This window comes from Burkholderia sp. Bp8963, from assembly GCF_003854275.1.
Lineage (GTDB): Bacteria > Pseudomonadota > Gammaproteobacteria > Burkholderiales > Burkholderiaceae > Burkholderia.
Window position 1 is genome coordinate 106,603 of record NZ_QTQP01000017.1, and the last position, 19,916, is coordinate 126,518.

The following is a 19,916-nucleotide window of genomic DNA, read 5'->3' on the forward strand; positions in this document are numbered from 1 at the left end:
GCGGAACGCAGGATGGTCGCAATAGGAAAACGGAGTGCATAAATGATTCGGGTCGAATGCGACGCGTATCTGCTCGTACGCGACAGCAACGGCGTGACGGCGAGCCTGTCGGACGTGGCGCCGCTGCTCGAACTCGTCGCGCGGACGGGCAGCATCGCGCAGGCCGCGCAGGTGAAGGGACTGTCTTACCGGCATGCGTGGGGGCTGCTGCGCGCGCTGGAGGCCTGCGTCGGCGGTGCGCTGATCGAGACCGCCCGGGGCAAGGGCTCGACGCTGTCAGAACTCGGGCAGGCAGTCGTCGATGCGCAGCGCCTCGCGCGCAGCCGTCTCGACGGGAACCTGCGCGCACTGGCGGCGGAAGTCGCGAGCGACCTGAACCGGCGGCTCGCGCAGCGAGATGGCGCGGTGCGCATCCATGCGTCGCACGGCTACGCGGTCGCGGCGCTCGTGTCGGCGCTCGTCGAAGCGCACGCGTCGGTCGACATCAAGTATCGCGAGAGCGTCGAGGCCGTGCAGGCGCTTGCGCGCGGCGAGTGCGAACTGGCAGGGTTTCATCTGCCGCGCGGCGCGTTTCGTGGACAGTGCGCACAGATCTACCAGCCGTGGCTCGACGATACGCGTCACGTGCTGATTCACCTGACGCGTCGCCAGCAAGGCTTGTTCTTGCCGCGCGGCAACCCGAAACGGGTCAGCGGGCTGTCCGACCTCGCGCGCGACGACATCCGGTTCGTCAACCGGCAGCCGGGCTCGGGCACGCGCATGCTGCTCGATCTCGCGCTGCGCGACATCGGCGTCGATCCGGAGCGCATCAACGGCTATGCGTCGGCGGAGCTGACCCATTCGGCGATCGCAGCGTTCGTCGCGAGCGGGATGGCCGATCTCGGCTTCGGCGTCGAGCCGGCCGCGCATCATTTCGGGCTCGATTTCATCCCGGTCGTCGACGAGGATTACTACTTCGCGTGCGAGCGCGCGCGGCTCGACGAACGGCCGCTCGCGGGCGTGCTCGCATTGCTGCGCGACGCGCGCTTCATCGAGCGGGTCGCCCGTCTCGACGGCTACGATCCGGCCGCGTGCGGCACGCTGACGAGCGTCGCGGCGGGGCTCGCCGGCGATGACGCCGGTGCCGCGCGCGACGGCAACGCAAGGTAACGGGTGCGCGATCGAACCGCGCTGCAGCGGCGGGGGATTTGCGCTACGCTTGCCGCTTGATCAACGTTCCAACAAGCACGCCGCTCAGGCGTCGTCCCGCCATGAAATTTTCCGTTCCCCTCGCCGCGGCAGCGTTGACCGCGGGCCTGCTCGTCGCCGTTTCGCCGTTCGCGTTCGCACAGAATTCGCCGGGTGTGCCCGGCGGGATCCTGAGCGACCAGTTTCGCCTGAACGAGCATCCGCAAATGCCGTTCGCGGCGTCGGCGCCGTCGAAGAAATACCAGACGAGCAAGAAGTCCGCGCTGCGCCGCAAGGGCGACTTGGGCGATCCGAACGGCTGCAACCTGAAATGTCCGATGGATGGCGAGTAATGCACGGGTAATACGGGTAACGCGTCAGGATGTGCGCGGCGCCGCGCAGGCATGACGGAACCTGACCGGGGTGTTGCGCAGCTTGCCGGACGGACTGACTGTACAAGAGAGCATCGATTGCAAGCCCCGCGAAGCATGCCGCTTCGTGGGGCTTGCGCATTTCGGGCGACGATTTCGATCGGATTGGCGTGATCTAGTGGTTAACCCGTGTCCAGGAAGTATGTGTTCCCGAAACCTGCCTTATTCTTAAGCAACTGCCTACATAAACTTCAGGTGTCAGCGATGAACGAGGCGTTCATCGCGAAAACGGACAAATCTGGAGGTAGGTCATCATGAAGTCGCTCGTTCAAGCCGTTGTCGTTGCAGCCGCACTCGTTGCCCCGGTCGCGTCGTTCGCGCAGTCGGGTTCGCAGATCACTCGTGCGCAAGTGCGTGCCGAACTGGTTCAGCTCCAGCAGGCAGGCTACAACACCGCACGCGGTGAAGATCCGCATTATCCGGCGGCGATCCAGGCCGCGACTGCGCGTATCGCCGAACAGCAGCAAAACGCCGTCACGCAGGCACAAGGTGTCGACGTCAGCGGCTATGGCGCGCAAGCGCAAGGTGCATCGGCTTCCGGTTTGCGTGCGGCCGGCGTGCGCCCGGCAACTGCCGAGGAAATGAAGTCGCTGTATCGCGGCAGCTAAGAGCAACGAAGGGCAGCGAAGGCAGTCGAGCGGCACCTAAGCGGCGGTCAAGCGATAGCTAAGCGGCCGGCGGTGCGGCAGCTGCGACGATCAGTCGCGCCTCGCGCCGAATCGACGATCGCGAGTAGCCGGCGCCGCGATTGCGAATTCTCGCCCCATACGCAGGTTCCGGCAGGACAAGGCGTCAGCGGCCCCGGGCCGCCGTGGCGCCGTCCGCCGTTTGCGCGGCGGGCAATTCGCGCCGTTCCGCACGGACACGCGCTGTGCCGGCGGACAGCGGGCCTCCTTGCGAGGAGGCGGTCGGTTGCCATGCGCCTGGCCGCGAATGGACGGCCCCGTCGATCCGGCGTTCGAAGCGGTACACGACGGCAGGTGGAAAGTTCATCCATGCGATGCCGACCCGTGCGGCACGGATCCCGATCGCTTCGAGATGTCGCGCGTGGATCGGGCAGCGCGGCGCATACGTGAATTGATAGAACGCGCCGCTGGCGGCCAAATGGTGCGCGAATGCGCCTTGCACGATCGCGACCGCCTGTTCGACAGGCATCGCGACGAGCGGCAATCCGCTGACGATCGCGTGGGCTCGCTCGGTGCCGAAGAAGCCGTCCGTCATCGCGAGCCGGGTTGCGTCCATCTGCATCACGCGCAGCGCGGGGAACTGGCGCCGCAGCGCGGCGGCGAACGCAGGATCGGCCTCGACCAGCACCAGCCGGTCGCTGTTCACGCCGCGTGCCAGCAGCGCGCGGGTGAACACGCCGGTGCCTGCGCCAAGCTCGATCACGGACGCGTTGTCATGCGGGATCTGCGCGGTGATCAGTGCGGCGAGCGCCGGGCTCGACGGCGCGAGTGCGCCGACCCGACGCGGGTTGCGCAGCCAGGTACGCAGGAACAGCACCCATTCAGGCAATCGCATCGACGGGCTCCTTACGGGATTCGAGCGGTGCGGTGGAAGTGGAAGGCGGCGAGCGAGACGTCCGCCATCAGAATCAGCATAGTGGGCCAGCGCGCATTCCGACACGTTGGTTGTTACAGTCATTTACGTGACGGGCGCGCCTGCCGTAACGCAGGTCGAAGGCGGGGCGTGAGTGTGATAGCGGTCGGGGGCCAAACGGAGATTTTGGAGCCCGTTGTTCTCGATCATGCGCAACTGGAAACGTCGATCGCTCCTGTCGACACCGGCCCTTGGGTATGATGGCGATATACCGGCGATCAGAATTCGGACGAGCTAGATCGCGGCCTCATTAGAAAAATTCGATTCCCACAAGTAGCGAGAGACCAATGAAGAAGATCGTTCTTGCGGCAGGGGTTGCTGCAATGGCTGCGGCCCTCCTTTCTGCCTGCGACAAGGGTTCTGGAGGGGCGGTGGCTAGTTCAAATCCGTCACCACCTCAAGCTAGCTCCGCCCCAAGTGTTTCGCCAACTTCTACTGCACCGGCAGTGCAAACGGTTCCTGCTCCGCCGAGGCACAACTACGCGCTCAACCAAGATGGCACCTATGGGTATGAGCCTGCGTTGAGTGAGGATGACATTCGGAGTGGCAAGGCCGTCAAATCCCTTGTGATGATGCGCTACGTAGGGCTTCGCAACGGAACGTACGTTCTGCTGGTTCTGAACGACGATAATCCGAACGTGACAAGCCGCATCACATGCCAGGCGCCGTGTAACTTCGCGAAATCAGAAATCATGGCGGGTGACTCGGTGGTGAAAACGGAAACGCTTCGAGTCGTGCCGAACTCGATGATTGGCGCGATGCTGGAAGATGCCATGGCCGGCCAGTTGTCTCCGTATGGGCAGCAGTTGCCGACCATGTCGCAGTATGCGAACAATACGGAACCGGCTAATGTTCCGTCTGCTGCGCCGTCGCCAGATACCGCACCGCAAGCTGCGCCCGTTCAAGTATCAGCGTCGACATCACCCGCGGGAGCGGGTGCATTACAACAAACGAGTTTCGACTGCGGTAAGGCGAAGTCCATCCCTGAGTACCTCATTTGCCACGATCCGGACCTTGCTGCCTCTGATCGTGATCTGGCCGTAGCGTATCAGCAGGCGAAGGATGCGGTTGTGGACAAGGCCGCGTTCACCGAGCGGGTTCGTAAACAATGGAACTTCCGCGAGAAGAACTGCCACGACAAGGAGTGCCTTGCGTCTTGGTATGCCTACCAGAAGCGTGTCCTGACGAAGATTGCGCAGACGGGTGATGTATCCGCGCGCGACGACTGACATCGAAGTCAGCTGGCAAAGCGGGCCGTAACACGCTAGTCAGCGTAGATGCATTGATAGGGCAACCGCTATCGTGCTGTTCCCAGTGCTATATCACGTAAGGTTGCCCACGTCGCCCCACAGATCCAAGCCGCTGCCCGGATGTTGGCGCAATTTTCGTCAGTGGCCACCTTACGCCGGGCGCACGGGTGCGAGCCGCGCGCCGCAGCTAATTCAACTGACCAAAGTCTGTTCCGTCTGGCGGAACGAGGAGGTGCATCTCTGGTTGGCGGATCCGATCGGGTATCGGGTTTGAACATGCGAACAGCAAATCAGCAAGGTAACCGGCGGGTGATAAATGTTGACATCGAACTTTGCGCTACGGTTGCCGCACGGTGCGCGCTGCGCCATTCCACTTTCCCTTCGGCATTTCTCCGCGGCATGTCTGGTTTTGAACGCCTGACATGTGGCGCCGGCCTATCAGGCCGGGCACGTTGGAGACGCAAGCATGAGTCGGTTGTGGAAGTGGGCCATCTGGCTCGCAATCTTAGCCCTGCTCATCTGGCCCACATCGGCCTGGTGACAGATTTTGTAACCAAGCCCCCGCCTGCAAGGGCGGGGCTTCGAGGGACATAGATGACCGGCGCCCCTCTAAGGCATGAGTCACAGTCAGGGAGCGTGCTTCCGCGATGCCGCCGTCCAACCTGGACGTGGCTGCCCGCCAGAAGCTGAGGCGCGCGGCCGTCCACAGCGCATGATCGCGAACGACGTTGCGTCAGCTATTTACGGTCTCAATCTGCTCTTCGAGCAATCGACTGATGAGCGTTGTAAGCGGCCCAATGTCGGGGCGTGCGCCCTTGGCTTGAGAGCGATCTGCTACCTTTAATGCAGCTACGTAATCGTCCCTGTTGTCGCACAGCAGCTCAGGGAGTGTCTTCTTGCCTGGCAACGCTCCGCCGAGCTTCAAACAGGCTACGAAGTATGCAGCGGCGCGCGCAGTCCGCCCGTTCCCATTTACGAATGGGTGAATATGATTAAGGCGCCATAGAACAAAGGCGGCAAGCTTGGGCGCATCAAATTTGGTCCACCTTGAGTTGACATAGTGGACGAAGTGTTCCATCTGCGCCGGCACCGAATGAGGCATCGGAGGATGATGGTCGCCCTCATCCTTCCCCAACTCGACCACGCATGGCCTGTACTCCCCCGCATAGTCATGCAGGCAGGCGATAGCATGGTAGTTCAGTGCCTTGATGACTCTTTCAGAGAGCCATTGTTGCTGGGTGGCCGTCGCGACCTCTATCAAAGAGAGCAGGAAGGAGAATTGGCGGGCGGTGTTGGCAACTTCTAGCTGCGTGTAATGCTCGTTCCTCTCGTTCTGAGCCAGTTCCCAGAGGATCATACTTTCAGACAGCAGCGTGCTGCTTCAGCAAATGCTCAACCTTCTCGCGAGTCATACCTTCGCGCTGCCCCATGACGCTGTAGACGAACGACACGCGCTGCTGTTCAATGTCCGCCGGAGTCAATGGCTTCTTTGCCGCTGCCGCAAGTCGGGCGAGCAGCTTGCCATCTGTTTTGCTGGCAACAACCTTCATAGTTCGTTCCTTGGCACGATCGCACCTGTGGATAACCTGCTTACGAAGCTATGCGGAGGCGCGAACGGCAAAATTTGGACGTGAAAAAAACTGCCGAAGGCAGTTATCCACAGGTGATATCCGCGCCTCGAAAAATTCAGCAGAGAGATCCGCTTGACCAGCGCAGTGAACGAACTATAGCAAATTGCTACACTCGGGACCAAAAAATTGGGCCCAATTTTTGTCGCGGCGCGCCACAACGCTGGCTTGCGAAGAGGGCAGTCCCTTGTGGATAACCCGATGCTACGCGCGGGCCGAGTTGATCTCGATGACGTTCGCTCCTGCCTTGAGCCGGTCAAGGTAGTCGGCCCAGCGCTGCATCATTTCGCGACGTTTGGGAAGGTGGGCAGTGCGGTTGTATGCGCGCCCGAGCGGGTCCTTCACGGCGTGCGCGAGCTGCGCCTCGATGATCGCCGCAGGCAGGTGCAGCACTTCGTCCAAGATTGTGCGTGCCATCGCCCTGAAACCGTGTCCCGTCATCTCGTCGCCGCTGTATCCGAGTCGACGCAACGCGCCGTTGACCGTGTTGTCGGACATGGCACGGTCTTTCGTACGTACGCTCGGGAACAGAAAGCGGCCACCGCCTGTTAGCGCGTGAAGCTCACGCAGGATTGCGACCGCCTGAGACGACAGCGGAACGATGTGCGCGCCGCCGGATGCCTTGCCTTGTTTAGTGCGCTTCATCCGATCGCTCGGGATCTCCCAAGTGCTGTCGTCGAGATCAAACTCTGTCCATTCAGCTGCGCGCAGCTCACCGGGTCGCTGGAAGAGTAGTGGGGCGAGGCGTAGCGCGCACAGCACCGCGAACGTACCCTGATAACCGTCAATCGCACGCAACAGCTCGGCAACTTGCTTCGGGTCTGTGATAGCTGCCATGTGCTCTTGCTGCACAGGAGGAAGCGCGCCGCGAAGATCGGCCGTTACGTCGCGCGGGGCGCGGCCGGTTGCCACGGCATAGCGGCATACCTGTCCGACGTTCGCGTGCAGGCGATGGGCCGTCTCGAGCGCGCCGCGTTTCTCGACCCGGCGCAGAACGTCGAGCACGTCCGGCGGAGCGAGCTCCGCAATAGGCTTACCTCCGATCCAAGGGAAGGCGTCAACTTCTAGGCGGCGCAAGATGCGAGCTCCGTGGCCATCCGACCAAGTGGGCGCGTACTTGGCGTGCCACTCGCGAGCAACGGCTTCGAACGAGTTCTCGGCACTCAGCCTAGCCGTGCGCTTCTCAGCTTTTTTCGCTTCACCCGGGTCGACGCCAGCGGCCAGCTTTTCCCGGGCCTCATCGCGCTTCCGGCGCGCCGCGGCGAGCGTCACATCGGGGTACACGCCGAGCGCCAGCAGTTTCTCTTTGCCGGCGGCTCGGTACTTGAGTCGCCAGTAACGCTGCCCGGCCGGCGTGATGAGCAGAAAAAGGCCGCCACCGTCGAACAGCTTGACGGGCTTTTCGGCCGGCTTCGTGTTGCGAATGGTCGTGTCGGTGAGCGGCATGGGGGTATCTGTACGCGGGGGTATGTCGTATACCCCTGAAAATACCCCCAAATACCCCCGGGCTGTCGATGGGGAAACTTTGGCGTCGCTGGAAGTAAAAAACCCGCGAAGCCTTGTGCTGTCGCGGGTTTCTTGCTGTCGCTGGTGAAGCTTTGGCGGGAATTTGGTGGAGGCGGCGGGAATCGAACCCGCGTCCAGAAGCGCTCCACGACCAGTTCTACATGTTTAGTTCTGTCATTTGATTTAACCGCAGCGACGCGGACGAACACGCTGCACTACGGCGATTCGCTAGATTTTCGACCCGGGCGTCGCGACGCCACCAAGGCTTAACTGACGTATATGACCTCTGGCGGTATTGCTACCGGTCTTGCGACGCTAGCCCGTCAGTGAACTAGGCAGAGGACGGCGGCCGTTAGGCTGCCAGTGCGAACGTATCGTCGTTTGCAGTTACGTTTTTCCCATTGATTAACGAGGTGACGGGTCCTCGACATGCCCTAGCCGCTTCACAACCCCTGTCGAAACCAGGTCGCCCCCGCGGATAAGATCAACCATTATAGCCCAACATCGCGCAGCAGCTCGCGTAATTCCTGCGTCGTTGCGACAAGGTGCTGCGCCTGCCAGTCCGTCGGCGCGGCGCCGTCGCCGCAATAGCCGTAGGCGGCCGCGACGGTCGCCATGCCCGCGGCGCTGCCGGCCTGGATGTCGCGCAGGTCGTCGCCGACATACACGATACGCTCGGGCGCGAGCGTCAGCTGTCCGGCTGCATGCAGCAGCGGGGCAGGGTGGGGCTTCGGGTGCGGCGTTGTGTCGCCCCCGACGACGCACGCGGCGCGCGCGCGAAGGCCGAGCAAACCGACGAGCGGTTCGGTGAGTCGCATCGCCTTGTTCGTGACGATGCCCCAGCGCACGCGGCGCGCGTCGAGTTCGTCGAGCAGCGTGTCGATGCCGGGAAACAGCGTCGTGTGCACGCAGATATCGGTTGCGTAGTTGGTCAGGAACTCGTCGCGCATCGCGTCGTAGCCGCCCGACTGCGGGTCGATGCCGAACGCGCCGCCGAGCAGGCCGCGTGCGCCTGCGGACGCGAGCGGCCGCAGCACGTCGAGCGGCGTCTCGCGCAGGCCGCGCACGCGCTGCATCTTGTTGACGGCGGCGGCGAGATCCGGTGCCGTGTCGGCGAGCGTGCCGTCGAGATCGAACAGCACCGCGTTGCAGCCTTGCAGACGCGGTTCGTCGAATGTGGCCCGGCCGGGCGAAAGGGAGGTCGTCATGCGGAGGGCGTCATGCCGGTCGAGTCGGTGTCACGCGCCGCGGCGGCACGCGACAAGGTAGTTGATGTCGGTGTCGTTCGACAGCGCAAAGCGCTTGCCGAGCGGATGATACGTGATGCCCTTGATCTCGACGATGTGCAGGTCCGTCGCGCGAATGTAGCCGGCCAGCTCGGACGGGCGGATGAAGCGCGCGTAATCGTGCGTCCCCTTCGGCAGCATCTGCGCGATGTATTCCGCGCCGATCACTGCAAACAGATAGGACTTCAGGTTGCGGTTCAACGTCGAGAAGAACACCCAGCCGCCCGGCTTGACGAGCGTCGCGCACGCCGAGACGACCTTGCCCGGCGACGGCACGTGCTCGAGCATCTCCATGCACGTGACCACGTCGTAGGTGCCGGGCTCGCGCGCCGCGATGTCCTCCGCGGCGATCGCCTCGTAGTCGACCGTCACGCCGCTTTCGAGGCTGTGCAGGTCGGCGACGCCGAGCGCTTCGGTGGACAGGTCGATCCCCTTGACCTGCGCGCCGAGCCCCGCCATCGATTCGGACAGGATGCCGCCGCCGCAGCCGATGTCGAGTGCGCGCTTGCCGGCCAGATGCGCATGCGCGTCGATCCAGCCGAGCCGGACCGGATTCAGGTCGTGCAGCGGCTTGAATTCGGCATTCGGATCCCACCACCGATGGGCGAGGTCGCTGAATTTCTGGAGTTCGTGCGGATCGGCGTTGGTCATGTCGGCAAACGGGCTACGGAAGGAGGGCTGTGCTTCGCTGCATCAAACCCCAGTATATAAGCGGGCGGACTGTGAGGCCAGCGAGCACCTGGGCGGGCGTCAATGAAAAAGCCCCGCCGAGGCGGGGCTTTGAAGCAGTCGGAGACCGCGGCTTACTGCGCCGGAACGGTCGTCTTCTGCACTTCTTGCGTACCGACCACTTCGACTTCCACGCGGCGGTCCGGTGCGAGGCAGGAGATCAGCTGCTTGCGGTTCTTCTGGTTGCAGCCCGTCGTGACCGGGTTGCGCTTGCCCTTGCCTTCCGTGTAGATCTTGTTGGCCGGGATGCCCTTGCTGACCAGGTACGACTTCACAGCTTGCGCACGGCGCAGCGACAGACGGTCGTTGTACTTGTCCGAACCGATGCGGTCGGTGTAGCCCGTTGCGACGACCACTTCCGTGTTCATGCCCTGGATCTTGCCAGCCAGGTCGTCCAGCTTCTGCTTGCCCAGCGGCTTGAGCGTTGCCTTGTCGAAGTCGAACAGCGCGTCAGCTTGATACGTGATCTTCTGGCTCGTGATTGCCGGAGCAACCGGTGCGACCGGCTGCGGTGCCGGTGCCTGGGCGACCAGTGCGCCATCGCACTTTGCGTTGGCGGTGGCCGGCGTCCAGAACGCATCGCGCCAGCAAAGCTCGTTCGTGCCGTTCATCCACACGTATTCGCCGGTACCATTCACCCAGTTGTCATTCACGGCTTGTCGCGACGCCGGCACCGACTGTGCCGAAGCGGATGCAGCGATAACTGCGGTAGCTGCAATGAACGCGAGCTTTGAAAGTTTATTCATATTTCTCCTCTCGAAATTGAGATTACCGCAGGTTTACTGCGAGCCTGTTGACGATGACAAGTCATACATTGCTCGAAGTATAACATTGGTGCGGCACAAAAAACGCGGCGCCGCCTCTGTGTAGACTTCGAGCAGCGTCTAACTTTCAGTGCGTTGGCATTTTGCCATATCGTTCCCTTCCTACGAAAAAAAATCCTCCCCACCCTAAGATCGCCTCCGCGTTTGTGGTGCATGCGCAACACCGGCCTGCCGTAACTTTTAGAAATTGTCAAGAGTGTGACGGAATGTTTGCGCGGGCGGCGGGACGTCGCGCATTTCGCATGCCGGTTGCGACGCTTGCCGGCGGTTCCCTGCCGGTTTCCGCGTCGCGCGGATTTTCGCCATTCTTATATAGAGGGGGGCGCGAATTGGCCTGAGAAGGGCGCATGTTAGAATCTCGCGTTGCGTTGCGCATGCAGCGCTCATGCGAAAGGCGTTCCCGTCTTCGCTCCGAAAAGATACGGATACATGGATCAATTCGCCAAAGAGACCCTGCCCACCTCCCTCGAGGAGGAAATGCGCCGTTCGTATCTCGATTACGCGATGAGCGTGATCGTCGGACGTGCCCTCCCGGATGTCCGCGATGGCCTGAAGCCCGTGCACCGGCGCGTCCTGTTCGCGATGCACGAACTGAACAACGACTGGAACCGGGCCTACAAGAAGTCGGCGCGTATCGTCGGCGACGTGATCGGTAAGTACCACCCTCACGGCGACAGCGCGGTCTATGAAACGATCGTGCGGATGGCGCAGGACTTCTCGCTGCGCTACATGCTGGTCGACGGGCAAGGCAACTTCGGCTCGATCGACGGCGACAATGCCGCCGCGATGCGTTACACCGAAATTCGCATGGCGAAGATCGGTCACGAATTGCTTGCGGACATCGACAAGGAAACCGTCGACTTCGGCCCGAACTACGACGGCAGCGAGATGCAGCCGCTGATCCTGCCGTCGCGGATCCCGAACCTGCTGATCAACGGCTCGTCGGGCATCGCGGTCGGCATGGCGACCAACATTCCGCCGCACAACCTGAACGAAGTCGTCGACGCGTGCCAGCACCTGCTGCACAACCCTGAAGCGACGATCGACGAGCTGATCGAGATCATCCCGGCGCCGGACTTCCCGACGGCCGGCATCATCTACGGCGTCGCCGGCGTGCGCGACGGCTACCGCACGGGCCGCGGCCGCGTCGTGATGCGCGCGGCCACGCACTTCGAGGAGATCGACCGCGGCCAGCGGATGGCGATCATCGTCGACGAGCTGCCGTACCAGGTCAACAAGCGCTCGCTGCTCGAGCGCATCGCCGAGCTCGTCAACGAGAAGAAGCTTGAGGGCATCTCCGACATCCGCGACGAGTCCGACAAGAGCGGCATGCGTGTCGTGATCGAGCTCAAGCGCGGCGAAGTGCCGGAAGTGGTGCTGAACAACCTGTACAAGGCCACGCAGCTGCAGGACACGTTCGGCATGAACATGGTCGCGCTCGTCGACGGCCAGCCGAAGCTGCTGAACCTGAGGGAAATCCTTCAGTGCTTCCTGTCGCACCGCCGCGAAGTGCTCACGCGCCGGACGGTCTACGAACTGCGCAAGGCGCGCGAACGCGGCCACGTGCTGGAAGGTCTCGCGGTCGCGCTCGCGAACATCGACGAGTTCATCGCGATCATCAAGGCCGCGCCGACCCCGCCGATCGCGAAGCAGGAACTGATGGCGAAGGCGTGGGATTCGTCGCTCGTACGCGAGATGCTGACGCGCGCCGAAACCGACAACGCCACGATGGGCGGGCGTGACGCCTACCGTCCGGAAGGGCTGAACCCGGCGTTCGGCATGCAGGGCGATGGCCTGTACAAGCTGTCCGACACGCAGGCCCAGGAAATCCTGCAGATGCGCCTGCAGCGCCTGACGGGCCTCGAGCAGGACAAGATCATCGGCGAATACCGCGACGTGATGGCGCAGATCGCGGACCTGCTGGATATCCTGGCTCGTCCCGAGCGGATCACGTTGATGATCGGCGAAGAGCTGACCTCGGTGAAGGCCGAGTTCGGCGACGCGCGCCGCTCGAAGATCGAGCTGAACGCGACCGAGCTGAACACCGAAGACCTGATCACGCCGCAGGACATGGTCGTCACGATGTCGCACTCGGGCTACGTGAAGTCGCAGCCGCTGTCCGAGTATCGCGCGCAGAAGCGCGGCGGCCGCGGCAAGCAGGCGACGCAGATGAAGGAAGACGACTGGATCGAGACGCTCTTCATCGCGAACACGCACGACTACATGCTGTGCTTCTCGAACCGCGGCCGCGTCTACTGGATCAAGGTCTACGAGGTGCCGCAGGGCTCGCGCAACTCGCGCGGCCGTCCGATCGTCAACATGTTCCCGCTGCAGGAAGGCGAGAAGATCAACGTCGTGCTGCCGGTCAAGGAATTCTCGGCCGACAAGTTCGTGTTCATGTCGACGTCGCTCGGCACCGTGAAGAAGACGCCGCTCGAGGCGTTCAGCCGTCCGATGAAGAAAGGCATCATCGCGGTCGGCCTCGACGAAGGCGATTACCTGATCGGGGCGTCGATCACCGACGGTGCGCACGACGTGATGCTGTTCTCCGACGCCGGCAAGGCCGTGCGTTTCGACGAGAACGACGTGCGTCCGATGGGCCGCGAGGCGCGCGGCGTGCGCGGGATGCAGCTCGAGGACGGCCAGCAGGTCATCGCGATGCTGGTCGCGGGCAGCGAGGAGCAGTCGGTGCTCACCGCGACCGAGAACGGCTACGGCAAGCGCACGCCGATCACCGAGTACACGCGTCACGGTCGCGGCACGAAGGGCATGATCGCGATCCAGACGTCCGAGCGCAACGGCAAGGTGGTCGCCGCGACGCTCGTCGACGCGGAAGATCAGATCATGCTGATCACGACGGCCGGTGTGCTGATCCGCACGCGCGTATCCGAGATCCGCGAGATGGGACGGGCCACGCAAGGTGTTACACTCATCAGTCTCGATGAGGGTACGAAGCTCTCTGGCCTGCAGCAGATCGCAGAGGCGGAGGAGGGCGACGGCGAGGCCGACGAGGCGTCGGACGGCGAAGCCTGAACGGATGAGACTCTCGAGCCGCCGCGGGCACCGCGATGAGTGCGGTGCGATGCGTGCGGCGAGAACCCATTCAAATTTCCAAAAGGGAGTGATGATGCAAAAGCAATTCAAGCAACTGGTCCTGCTGGCTGCACTGGTGCCGACGTTCGCGATGGCGCAAGCGCTGTCGAATTCCGCACCGGCTCCGGCGGCAGCTGCGCCGATCGACGCCGACAAGAAGGCGGCGATCAAGGATCTGCTCGACGCGATCGACGCGCCGAAGCTCGTCTCGGCAATCGGCAACAGCGCCGAAATGCAGGCGAAGCAACTGGTTCCGGCGATCCTGTCGGACGCGCTGTCGGAAAACAAGACGCTGAACGACAAGCAGAAGCAGGCTGCGGTTCCGACGCTGCAGAAGAACGCGGTGCCGAAGCTGGTCGAAGGCGCGGGCAAGGTCTTCTCGACGCCGGCATTCAGCAGCGACGCGATGTCGGCGCAGTACGACGCGTACGCGAAGTACTACAGCACGTCGGAGATCAAGGATCTGACGACGTTCTACAAGAGCCCGACGGGCCGCAAGTTCATCCAGGTGCAGGATCAGGTTGGCCGCGACGTGGTCAACGGCCTGATGCAGAAGTACATGCCGCAAGCGATCCAGGCGACGCGCGCGCAGGCTGACAAGGAAGTGTCGGCCGTCAAGCCGGGCAAGTAAGCCGTCGCAGCCCGCCCCGGCCGCGCCGGGTTTGGCGGGAGCCTGACGACAGTGCGATAATGGCCGTTTGCGCGCGAGCGCAAGCGGCCATTTCTTTTCTGGCGCGGTTCATTTGCCATTGACTTGCCGGCGGCGAGCCGGCCGCGTCCCTCCCGAGGTTTTCACGATGCGCGTCTTTAATTTCTCCGCCGGCCCCGCGGCGATGCCCGAGGAAGTACTGCGGCAGGCTGCCGACGAGATGCTCGACTGGCACGGCAGCGGCATGAGCGTGATGGAGATGAGCCATCGCGGCAAGGAGTTCATGTCGATCCACGAGGCGGCGCTTGCCGACCTGCGTGAGCTGCTCGACGTGCCGGCGAGCCACCGGATCCTGTTCCTGCAGGGCGGCGGCATCGCGGAGAACGCGATCGTGCCGATGAACCTGCTGGGCTCGCGCAAGACGGCCGATTTCGTCGTGACGGGCTCGTGGTCGCAGAAGTCGTTCAACGAGGCGAAAAAGTACGGCACGCCGCATCTCGCCGCGACCGGCAAGACCGACGCCGGCTACACGCGCGCGCCGGCGCGCGGCGAATGGCAGCTGTCGGACGATCCGGCGTATGTGCACCTGTGCACGAACGAGACGATCGACGGCGTCGAGACCTTCGAGATTCCCGACCTCGGCGACGTGCCGCTCGTCGCGGACGTGTCGTCGCATATCCTGTCGCGCCCGATGGACGTCGCGAAGTACGGCGTGCTGTTCGGCGGCGCGCAGAAGAACATCGGGATGGCGGGCGTCACGCTCGTGATCGTTCGCGAGGACCTGCTCGACCGCGCACTGTCGATCTGCCCGTCGGCATTCGACTGGAAGACGGTCGCCGAGAACAATTCGCTGTACAACACGCCGCCGACTTATGCGATCTACATCGCGGGCCTCGTGTTCCAGTGGCTGAAGCGGCAGGGCGGCCTGCAGGCGATCGAGGCCCGCAACATCGAGAAGGCGAAGCTGCTCTACGACACGATCGACGCGAGCGGCTTCTATCTGAACAAGGTCGAGCCGGCGGTGCGTTCGCGGATGAACGTGCCGTTTTTCCTGGCCGACGAAACGCGCAACGAAGACTTCCTTGCCGGCGCAAAGGCGCGCGGGCTGCTGCAGCTGAAGGGCCACAAGTCCGTCGGCGGCATGCGGGCGTCGATCTACAACGCGGTGCCGCTCGAGGGCGTGAAGGCGCTCGTCGAGTACATGAAGGACTTCGAACAGCAACGCGCCTGACGGCGGCGGCGCTGTTCAACAGCACGGCAAATACGCATGGACGACGAACTGAATTCCCGCTTGAAACCGCTGCGCGACCGCATCGACGCGATCGACGCGCAGCTGATCGGGCTCCTGAACCAGCGTGCCGCGGTGGCGCTGGAAGTGGGCGAGGTCAAGAAGCATTTCAATGCGCCGGTGTTCCGGCCGGAGCGCGAGCTGCAGGTGATCGCGCGCCTGCAGGACATGAGCGCCGGCCCGCTCGCGAGCGAGCACATCGGCGCGATCTGGCGCGAGATCATGGCCGCGAGCCGCGCGCTCGAGCAGACGATCCACGTCGCGTTTCTCGGGCCGGTCGGCACGTATACCGAACAGGCGATGTTCGAGTATTTCGGCCAGTCGATTGAAGGGCTGCCGTGCCCGTCGATCGACGAGGTATTCCGTTCGGTCGAGGCGGGCGCCACGGCGTTCGGCGTTGCGCCGGTCGAGAACTCGACCGAGGGCGCGGTGTCGCGCACGCTCGATCTGCTGCTGCAGACGCAACTGCTGATCAGCGGCGAACTTGCGCTGCCGATCCATCACAACCTGCTCACGCAGAGCGGCACGCTGGACGGCGTGAAGCGCGTGTGTGCACACGCGCAGGCGCTCGCGCAGTGCCAGCAATGGCTGTCGGCGAACGCGCCGCAGCTCGAGCGGCAGGCGGTATCGAGCAATGCCGAGGCGGCGCGTCTTGCTGCGTCCGACCCGACGGTTGCCGCGATCGCCGGCGATCGCGCGGCCGCGCATTACGGCCTGCAGATCGCGTTCGCGCTGATCCAGGACGATCCGCACAACCGCACCCGTTTCGTGATCGTCGGCAAGCAGCCGGCAGGGCCGAGCGGCCACGACCAGACGTCGCTGATCGTGTCGGTGAAGAATGAGCCGGGCGCGGTGTTCAAGCTGCTCGAGCCGCTCGCGCGGCACGGCGTGTCGATGACGCGCTTCGAGTCGCGCCCGGCGCGCGTCGGCACGTGGGAGTACTACTTCTACATCGACATCGAAGGGCACCGGGACGACGCATCGGTCGCGGCCGCGCTGACGGAGCTGGGCCAGAAGGCTGCGTTCCTGAAGATTCTCGGTTCGTACCCGCGCGCGCGCTGACGCGGCGCGCGGCTGCGTCGACGTACGCGCCGTGCCGGTTGGCATGCGGCGACGTCGTCGGGCGAGCCGGCTGGAGCGGCGTGCATTGCGCCGCAGTGGCAACGCAGGCCCGCGGGCCTGCCGAAGGCGGGGGCGGCAGCGTTCGGCGCGGATTGCGCGCCGGACGACGCGCAGGCCCCCGGATCTGGATTTCCGCGTCGCACGGCATCGGCCGGCACGCATCACTTGGTTCGAGTCGTGTCAGGCTTTGCATTCAACAAACTGGTCATTTTCGGCGTCGGCCTGATCGGCGGGTCGCTGGCCCGCGCGCTGCGCGAACGTGCGCCGGGCGATGCCGGCGAGATCGTTGGCGTGGGGCGCTCGGCGGCGTCGGTTGCCCGCGCGCTTGCGCTCGGCGTGATCGATCGTGCTGCGGCGCTCGACGACGAAGCGCAGCTGCGCGATGCGCTCGCGGGCGCCGACCTCGTGCTGCTCGCCGCGCCGGTCGCGCAGACGAGCCCGCTGCTCGCGCGGATCGCGCCGTGGCTCGACGACGCGACGATCGTCACCGACGCAGGCAGCACCAAGTCGGACGTCGTCGCGGCCGCGCGCGACGCGCTCGGTCCGCGCATTGCGCAGTTCGTGCCGGGGCACCCGATTGCCGGGCGCGAATCGAGCGGCGTCGAGGCCGCGCTGCCCGACCTGTACGTCGGTCGCAACGTCGTGCTGTGCCCGCTGCCGGAGAATCCGGCCGCGTCGGTCGCGCGGATCGACGCGATGTGGCGCGCGACGGGCGCCGACGTGCGGACGATGAGCGCGGTGCAGCACGATCGCGTGTTCGCGTCGGTCAGCCATCTGCCGCACGTGCTGTCGTTCGCGCTCGTCGAGCAGATCCTCGGCGAGGCGGACGCGGAATTGAAGTTCTCCTATGCGGCCGGCGGTTTCCGCGACTTCACGCGGATTGCCGCGTCGAGCCCTGAAATGTGGCGCGACATCTGCGTCGCGAACCGCGCGGCGCTGCTCGACGAACTCGACGGCTACACGCGCGTGCTCGCGCGGCTGCGCGCGGCGATCGACGCCGGTGACGGCGCGGCGCTCGAAGAGGTGTTCTCGCGTTCGCGCGCCGCGCGTTCGGCGTGGCAGGAGCGTGGCGGCAAGGCGGTTTCCGGCGGGGCTGCCGCAGATCGGCAGGCTGCCGCCGAGCCGGCTCCCGAACGGCCGACCGCCGAACGGACGGCCCAGGATGGCGGGACCCCGGACGGACGGCCCACGGATGGCCGCCCCCCGGTTGGCCGGCCCGCGGATGGCCGCCCCCCCGAAACGAACAGGAATTAACAGGAAGCTTCCATGGAATATCTCGATCTCGGCCCGTACTCGAGCGCGTCGGGCACCGTGCGTCTGCCCGGCTCGAAGAGCATTTCGAACCGGGTGTTGCTGCTCGCGGCGCTCGCCGAAGGCGATACGACGATCACCAACCTGCTCGACTCCGACGACACGCGCGTGATGCTCGATGCGCTCGGCAAGCTGGGCGTGAAGCTCGCGCGCGACGGCGACACCTGTGTCGTCACGGGCACGCGCGGCGCGTTCACCGCAAAGACGGCCGACCTGTTCCTCGGCAACGCGGGGACGGCGGTCCGGCCGCTGACGGCGGCGCTCGCGGTCAACGGCGGCGACTATCGCGTGCACGGCGTGCCGCGCATGCACGAACGGCCGATCGGCGATCTCGTCGACGGCCTGCGGCAAATCGGCGCGCAGATCGACTATGAGCTGAACGAAGGTTTCCCGCCGTTGCGCATCAAGCCGGCGTCGATCTCGGTCGACGCGCCGATCAAGGTGCGCGGCGACGTATCGAGCCAGTTCCTGACCGCGCTGCTGATGACGCTGCCGCTCGTGAAGGCGCCGGACGGCCGGATCGTCGTCGAGGTCGACGGGGAGCTGATCTCGAAGCCGTACATCGACATCACGATCAAGCTGATGGCGCGCTTCGGCGTGACCGTCGAGCGCGACGGCTGGCAGCGCTTCGTCGTGCCGGCCGGCGTCCGCTACAAGTCGCCGGGACGGATCATGGTCGAAGGCGACGCGTCGTCGGCGTCGTACTTCCTCGCGGCCGGCGCGCTCGGCGGCGGGCCGCTGCGTGTCGAGGGCGTGGGGCGCGCGAGCATCCAGGGCGACGTCGGTTTCGCGAACGCGCTGATGCAGATGGGCGCGAACGTGACGATGGGCGACGACTGGATCGAAGTGCGCGGCATCGGCCATGACCACGGCAAGCTCGCGGCGATCGACATGGATTTCAACCTGATTCCCGATGCGGCAATGACGATCGCGGTCGCGGCGCTGTTCGCCGACGGCCCGAGCACGCTGCGCAACATCGCGAGCTGGCGCGTGAAGGAAACCGACCGTATCGCCGCGATGGCGACCGAACTGCGCAAGGTCGGCGCGACGGTCGAGGAGGGGGCCGACTATCTCGTGGTCACGCCGCCCGCGGCGCTGACGCCGAACGCGGCGATCGACACGTACGACGACCACCGGATGGCGATGTGTTTCTCGCTCGTGAGCCTGGGCGGCGTGCCGGTGCGCATCAACGATCCGAAGTGCGTCGGCAAGACGTTCCCCGACTATTTCGACCGCTTCGCCACGCTCGCGAAGGCCTGACCCGACTGACCCGATGAAATCGACCCGACCCTTTCACCAGACACCGGTCATTGCGATCGACGGCCCGACCGCTTCCGGCAAGGGCACCGTTGCGGCGCTCGTCGCTGCGCACCTCGGTTTCCACCTGCTCGACAGCGGCGCGCTGTATCGCCTCGCCGCGCTCGCGAGCATGCGCTACGACATTGCCGCGGAGGACGTCGACGCGCTCGAGAAACTGGTCGGCGACCTCCACATCACGTTCCGCGAAGGCTGTGCACAGCTCGACGGCGTGGACGTGTCGAACGACATCCGCGCCGAGGCGGTCGGCAACCGCGCATCCGCGATTGCCGTGCACGCGCCGGTGCGCACGGCGCTCGTCGCCCGCCAGCGCGCGTTCCGCAAGACGCCGGGCCTCGTCGCGGACGGCCGCGACATGGGCACGGTGATCTTTCCGGATGCGGGGCTGAAGGTGTTTCTGACGGCCAGCGTCGAGGCTCGCGCGGCCAGACGGCATAAGCAATTGATGCAAAAAGGATTTTCTGCTAATATAGATGACTTGCTCCGGGATCTTCGTGAGCGCGACGCGCGCGACAGCAATCGCGCGGCCGCGCCGCTGAAACCCGCGGCAGATGCCAAGCTGCTCGATACGTCGGCGCTTTCGGTCGACCAGGCGGTCGACCAGGTGCTGCAGTGGTACCGGGTGCTTGGCCAGCCCGCCTGAGAAGGCAGGGCGGCAGTAGGTGCTCCGCGCCGCAAGCGCGGAGTGTGTGTTGAACCCTTAACCCCGTGTGGCT

18 protein-coding genes and 1 other RNA gene are annotated in these 19,916 nt (G+C 64.5%); 11 read left to right on the forward strand and 8 right to left on the reverse strand.

The features are described 5' to 3' along the window. The first annotated feature begins 42 nt into the window (after window positions 1–42). The 3 genes from DID96_RS16715 (at window position 43) to DID96_RS16725 (ending at window position 2,206) form a co-directional block, all read left to right on the forward strand. Complete coding sequence (locus DID96_RS16715; protein WP_124600395.1) at window positions 43–1,149, forward strand: substrate-binding domain-containing protein; 1,107 nt, start codon at window positions 43–45, stop codon at window positions 1,147–1,149. Between the two features lie 101 nt (window positions 1,150–1,250). Beyond that, a complete protein-coding gene (locus DID96_RS16720; RefSeq protein ID WP_124600396.1) occupies window positions 1,251–1,520 on the forward strand; it encodes a hypothetical protein in 270 nt (89 codons plus the stop codon). A gap of 332 nt (window positions 1,521–1,852) precedes the next feature. Beyond that, entirely contained in the window at window positions 1,853–2,206 is a 354-nt protein-coding gene (locus tag DID96_RS16725; protein ID WP_124600397.1) for a DUF4148 domain-containing protein, read from the forward strand. Window positions 2,207–2,390: 184 nt separating this feature from the next. Here the strand turns inward: DID96_RS16725 and DID96_RS16730 are convergent, their stop codons facing one another. Continuing rightward, a complete protein-coding gene (locus tag DID96_RS16730; protein WP_124600398.1) occupies window positions 2,391–3,119 on the reverse strand; it encodes a class I SAM-dependent methyltransferase in 729 nt (242 codons plus the stop codon). Window positions 3,120–3,520: 401 nt separating this feature from the next. On the opposite strand from DID96_RS16730, the gene DID96_RS16735 reads away from it, so the two are divergent. Then, the gene (locus DID96_RS16735; protein WP_409333782.1) at window positions 3,521–4,426 is read left to right on the forward strand and encodes a lysozyme inhibitor LprI family protein; all 906 of its coding nucleotides are present in this window, start codon (window positions 3,521–3,523) and stop codon (window positions 4,424–4,426) included. A 754-nt stretch (window positions 4,427–5,180) separates the two neighbouring features. On the opposite strand, the gene DID96_RS16745 is transcribed toward DID96_RS16735, so the two are convergent. The 7 genes from DID96_RS16745 to ompA all read right to left on the reverse strand — a co-directional run bounded on the left by DID96_RS16745 (window position 5,181) and on the right by ompA (window position 10,342). Then, window positions 5,181–5,804, reverse strand: coding sequence for a Fic family protein (locus tag DID96_RS16745; RefSeq protein WP_124600399.1), 624 nt, complete (start codon window positions 5,802–5,804; stop codon window positions 5,181–5,183). Window positions 5,805–5,808: 4 nt separating this feature from the next. Next, complete coding sequence (locus DID96_RS16750; protein WP_124600400.1) at window positions 5,809–5,997, reverse strand: hypothetical protein; 189 nt, start codon at window positions 5,995–5,997, stop codon at window positions 5,809–5,811. Between the two features lie 282 nt (window positions 5,998–6,279). Beyond that, complete coding sequence (locus tag DID96_RS16755; RefSeq protein ID WP_124600401.1) at window positions 6,280–7,521, reverse strand: phage integrase central domain-containing protein; 1,242 nt, start codon at window positions 7,519–7,521, stop codon at window positions 6,280–6,282. A 164-nt stretch (window positions 7,522–7,685) separates the two neighbouring features. Next, window positions 7,686–8,055: a transfer-messenger RNA gene (gene ssrA, locus DID96_RS16760) on the reverse strand. 17 nt (window positions 8,056–8,072) lie between these two features. Beyond that, complete coding sequence (locus DID96_RS16765) at window positions 8,073–8,789, reverse strand: HAD-IA family hydrolase (protein ID WP_124600402.1); 717 nt, start codon at window positions 8,787–8,789, stop codon at window positions 8,073–8,075. A gap of 30 nt (window positions 8,790–8,819) precedes the next feature. After that, complete coding sequence (gene ubiG / locus DID96_RS16770) at window positions 8,820–9,518, reverse strand: bifunctional 2-polyprenyl-6-hydroxyphenol methylase/3-demethylubiquinol 3-O-methyltransferase UbiG (protein WP_124600403.1); 699 nt, start codon at window positions 9,516–9,518, stop codon at window positions 8,820–8,822. Window positions 9,519–9,670: 152 nt separating this feature from the next. Beyond that, window positions 9,671–10,342: an outer membrane protein OmpA gene (gene ompA, locus DID96_RS16775; protein ID WP_124600404.1), complete on the reverse strand. Its 672-nt coding sequence runs from the start codon at window positions 10,340–10,342 to the stop codon at window positions 9,671–9,673. A 507-nt stretch (window positions 10,343–10,849) separates the two neighbouring features. Between ompA and gyrA the strand changes: the two genes are divergently transcribed. The 7 genes from gyrA to cmk all read left to right on the forward strand — a co-directional run bounded on the left by gyrA (window position 10,850) and on the right by cmk (window position 19,843). Then, window positions 10,850–13,453: a DNA gyrase subunit A gene (gyrA, locus tag DID96_RS16785; protein ID WP_124600406.1), complete on the forward strand. Its 2,604-nt coding sequence runs from the start codon at window positions 10,850–10,852 to the stop codon at window positions 13,451–13,453. Between the two features lie 94 nt (window positions 13,454–13,547). Further along, window positions 13,548–14,144: a DUF2059 domain-containing protein gene (locus DID96_RS16790; RefSeq protein ID WP_124600407.1), complete on the forward strand. Its 597-nt coding sequence runs from the start codon at window positions 13,548–13,550 to the stop codon at window positions 14,142–14,144. 166 nt (window positions 14,145–14,310) lie between these two features. After that, window positions 14,311–15,393 carry a 3-phosphoserine/phosphohydroxythreonine transaminase gene (gene serC, locus DID96_RS16795; RefSeq protein WP_124600408.1) on the forward strand — a complete coding sequence of 361 codons (1,083 nt, stop codon included), beginning with the start codon at window positions 14,311–14,313 and terminating at the stop codon, window positions 15,391–15,393. Window positions 15,394–15,429: 36 nt separating this feature from the next. Continuing rightward, window positions 15,430–16,512 (forward strand): prephenate dehydratase, encoded by a 1,083-nt coding sequence (gene pheA, locus DID96_RS16800; protein WP_124600409.1) that lies wholly within the window; start codon window positions 15,430–15,432, stop codon window positions 16,510–16,512. A 237-nt stretch (window positions 16,513–16,749) separates the two neighbouring features. Beyond that, window positions 16,750–17,826, forward strand: coding sequence for a prephenate dehydrogenase/arogenate dehydrogenase family protein (locus DID96_RS16805; protein WP_260463920.1), 1,077 nt, complete (start codon window positions 16,750–16,752; stop codon window positions 17,824–17,826). A 12-nt stretch (window positions 17,827–17,838) separates the two neighbouring features. Next, window positions 17,839–19,143, forward strand: a complete 1,305-nt coding sequence (gene aroA, locus DID96_RS16810; RefSeq protein WP_124600410.1) for a 3-phosphoshikimate 1-carboxyvinyltransferase — start codon at window positions 17,839–17,841, stop codon at window positions 19,141–19,143. A 13-nt stretch (window positions 19,144–19,156) separates the two neighbouring features. Next, on the forward strand, window positions 19,157–19,843 hold the full coding sequence (cmk, locus tag DID96_RS16815; protein ID WP_124600411.1) for a (d)CMP kinase: 687 nt from the start codon (window positions 19,157–19,159) through the stop codon (window positions 19,841–19,843). The last annotated feature ends 73 nt before the right edge of the window (window positions 19,844–19,916 follow it).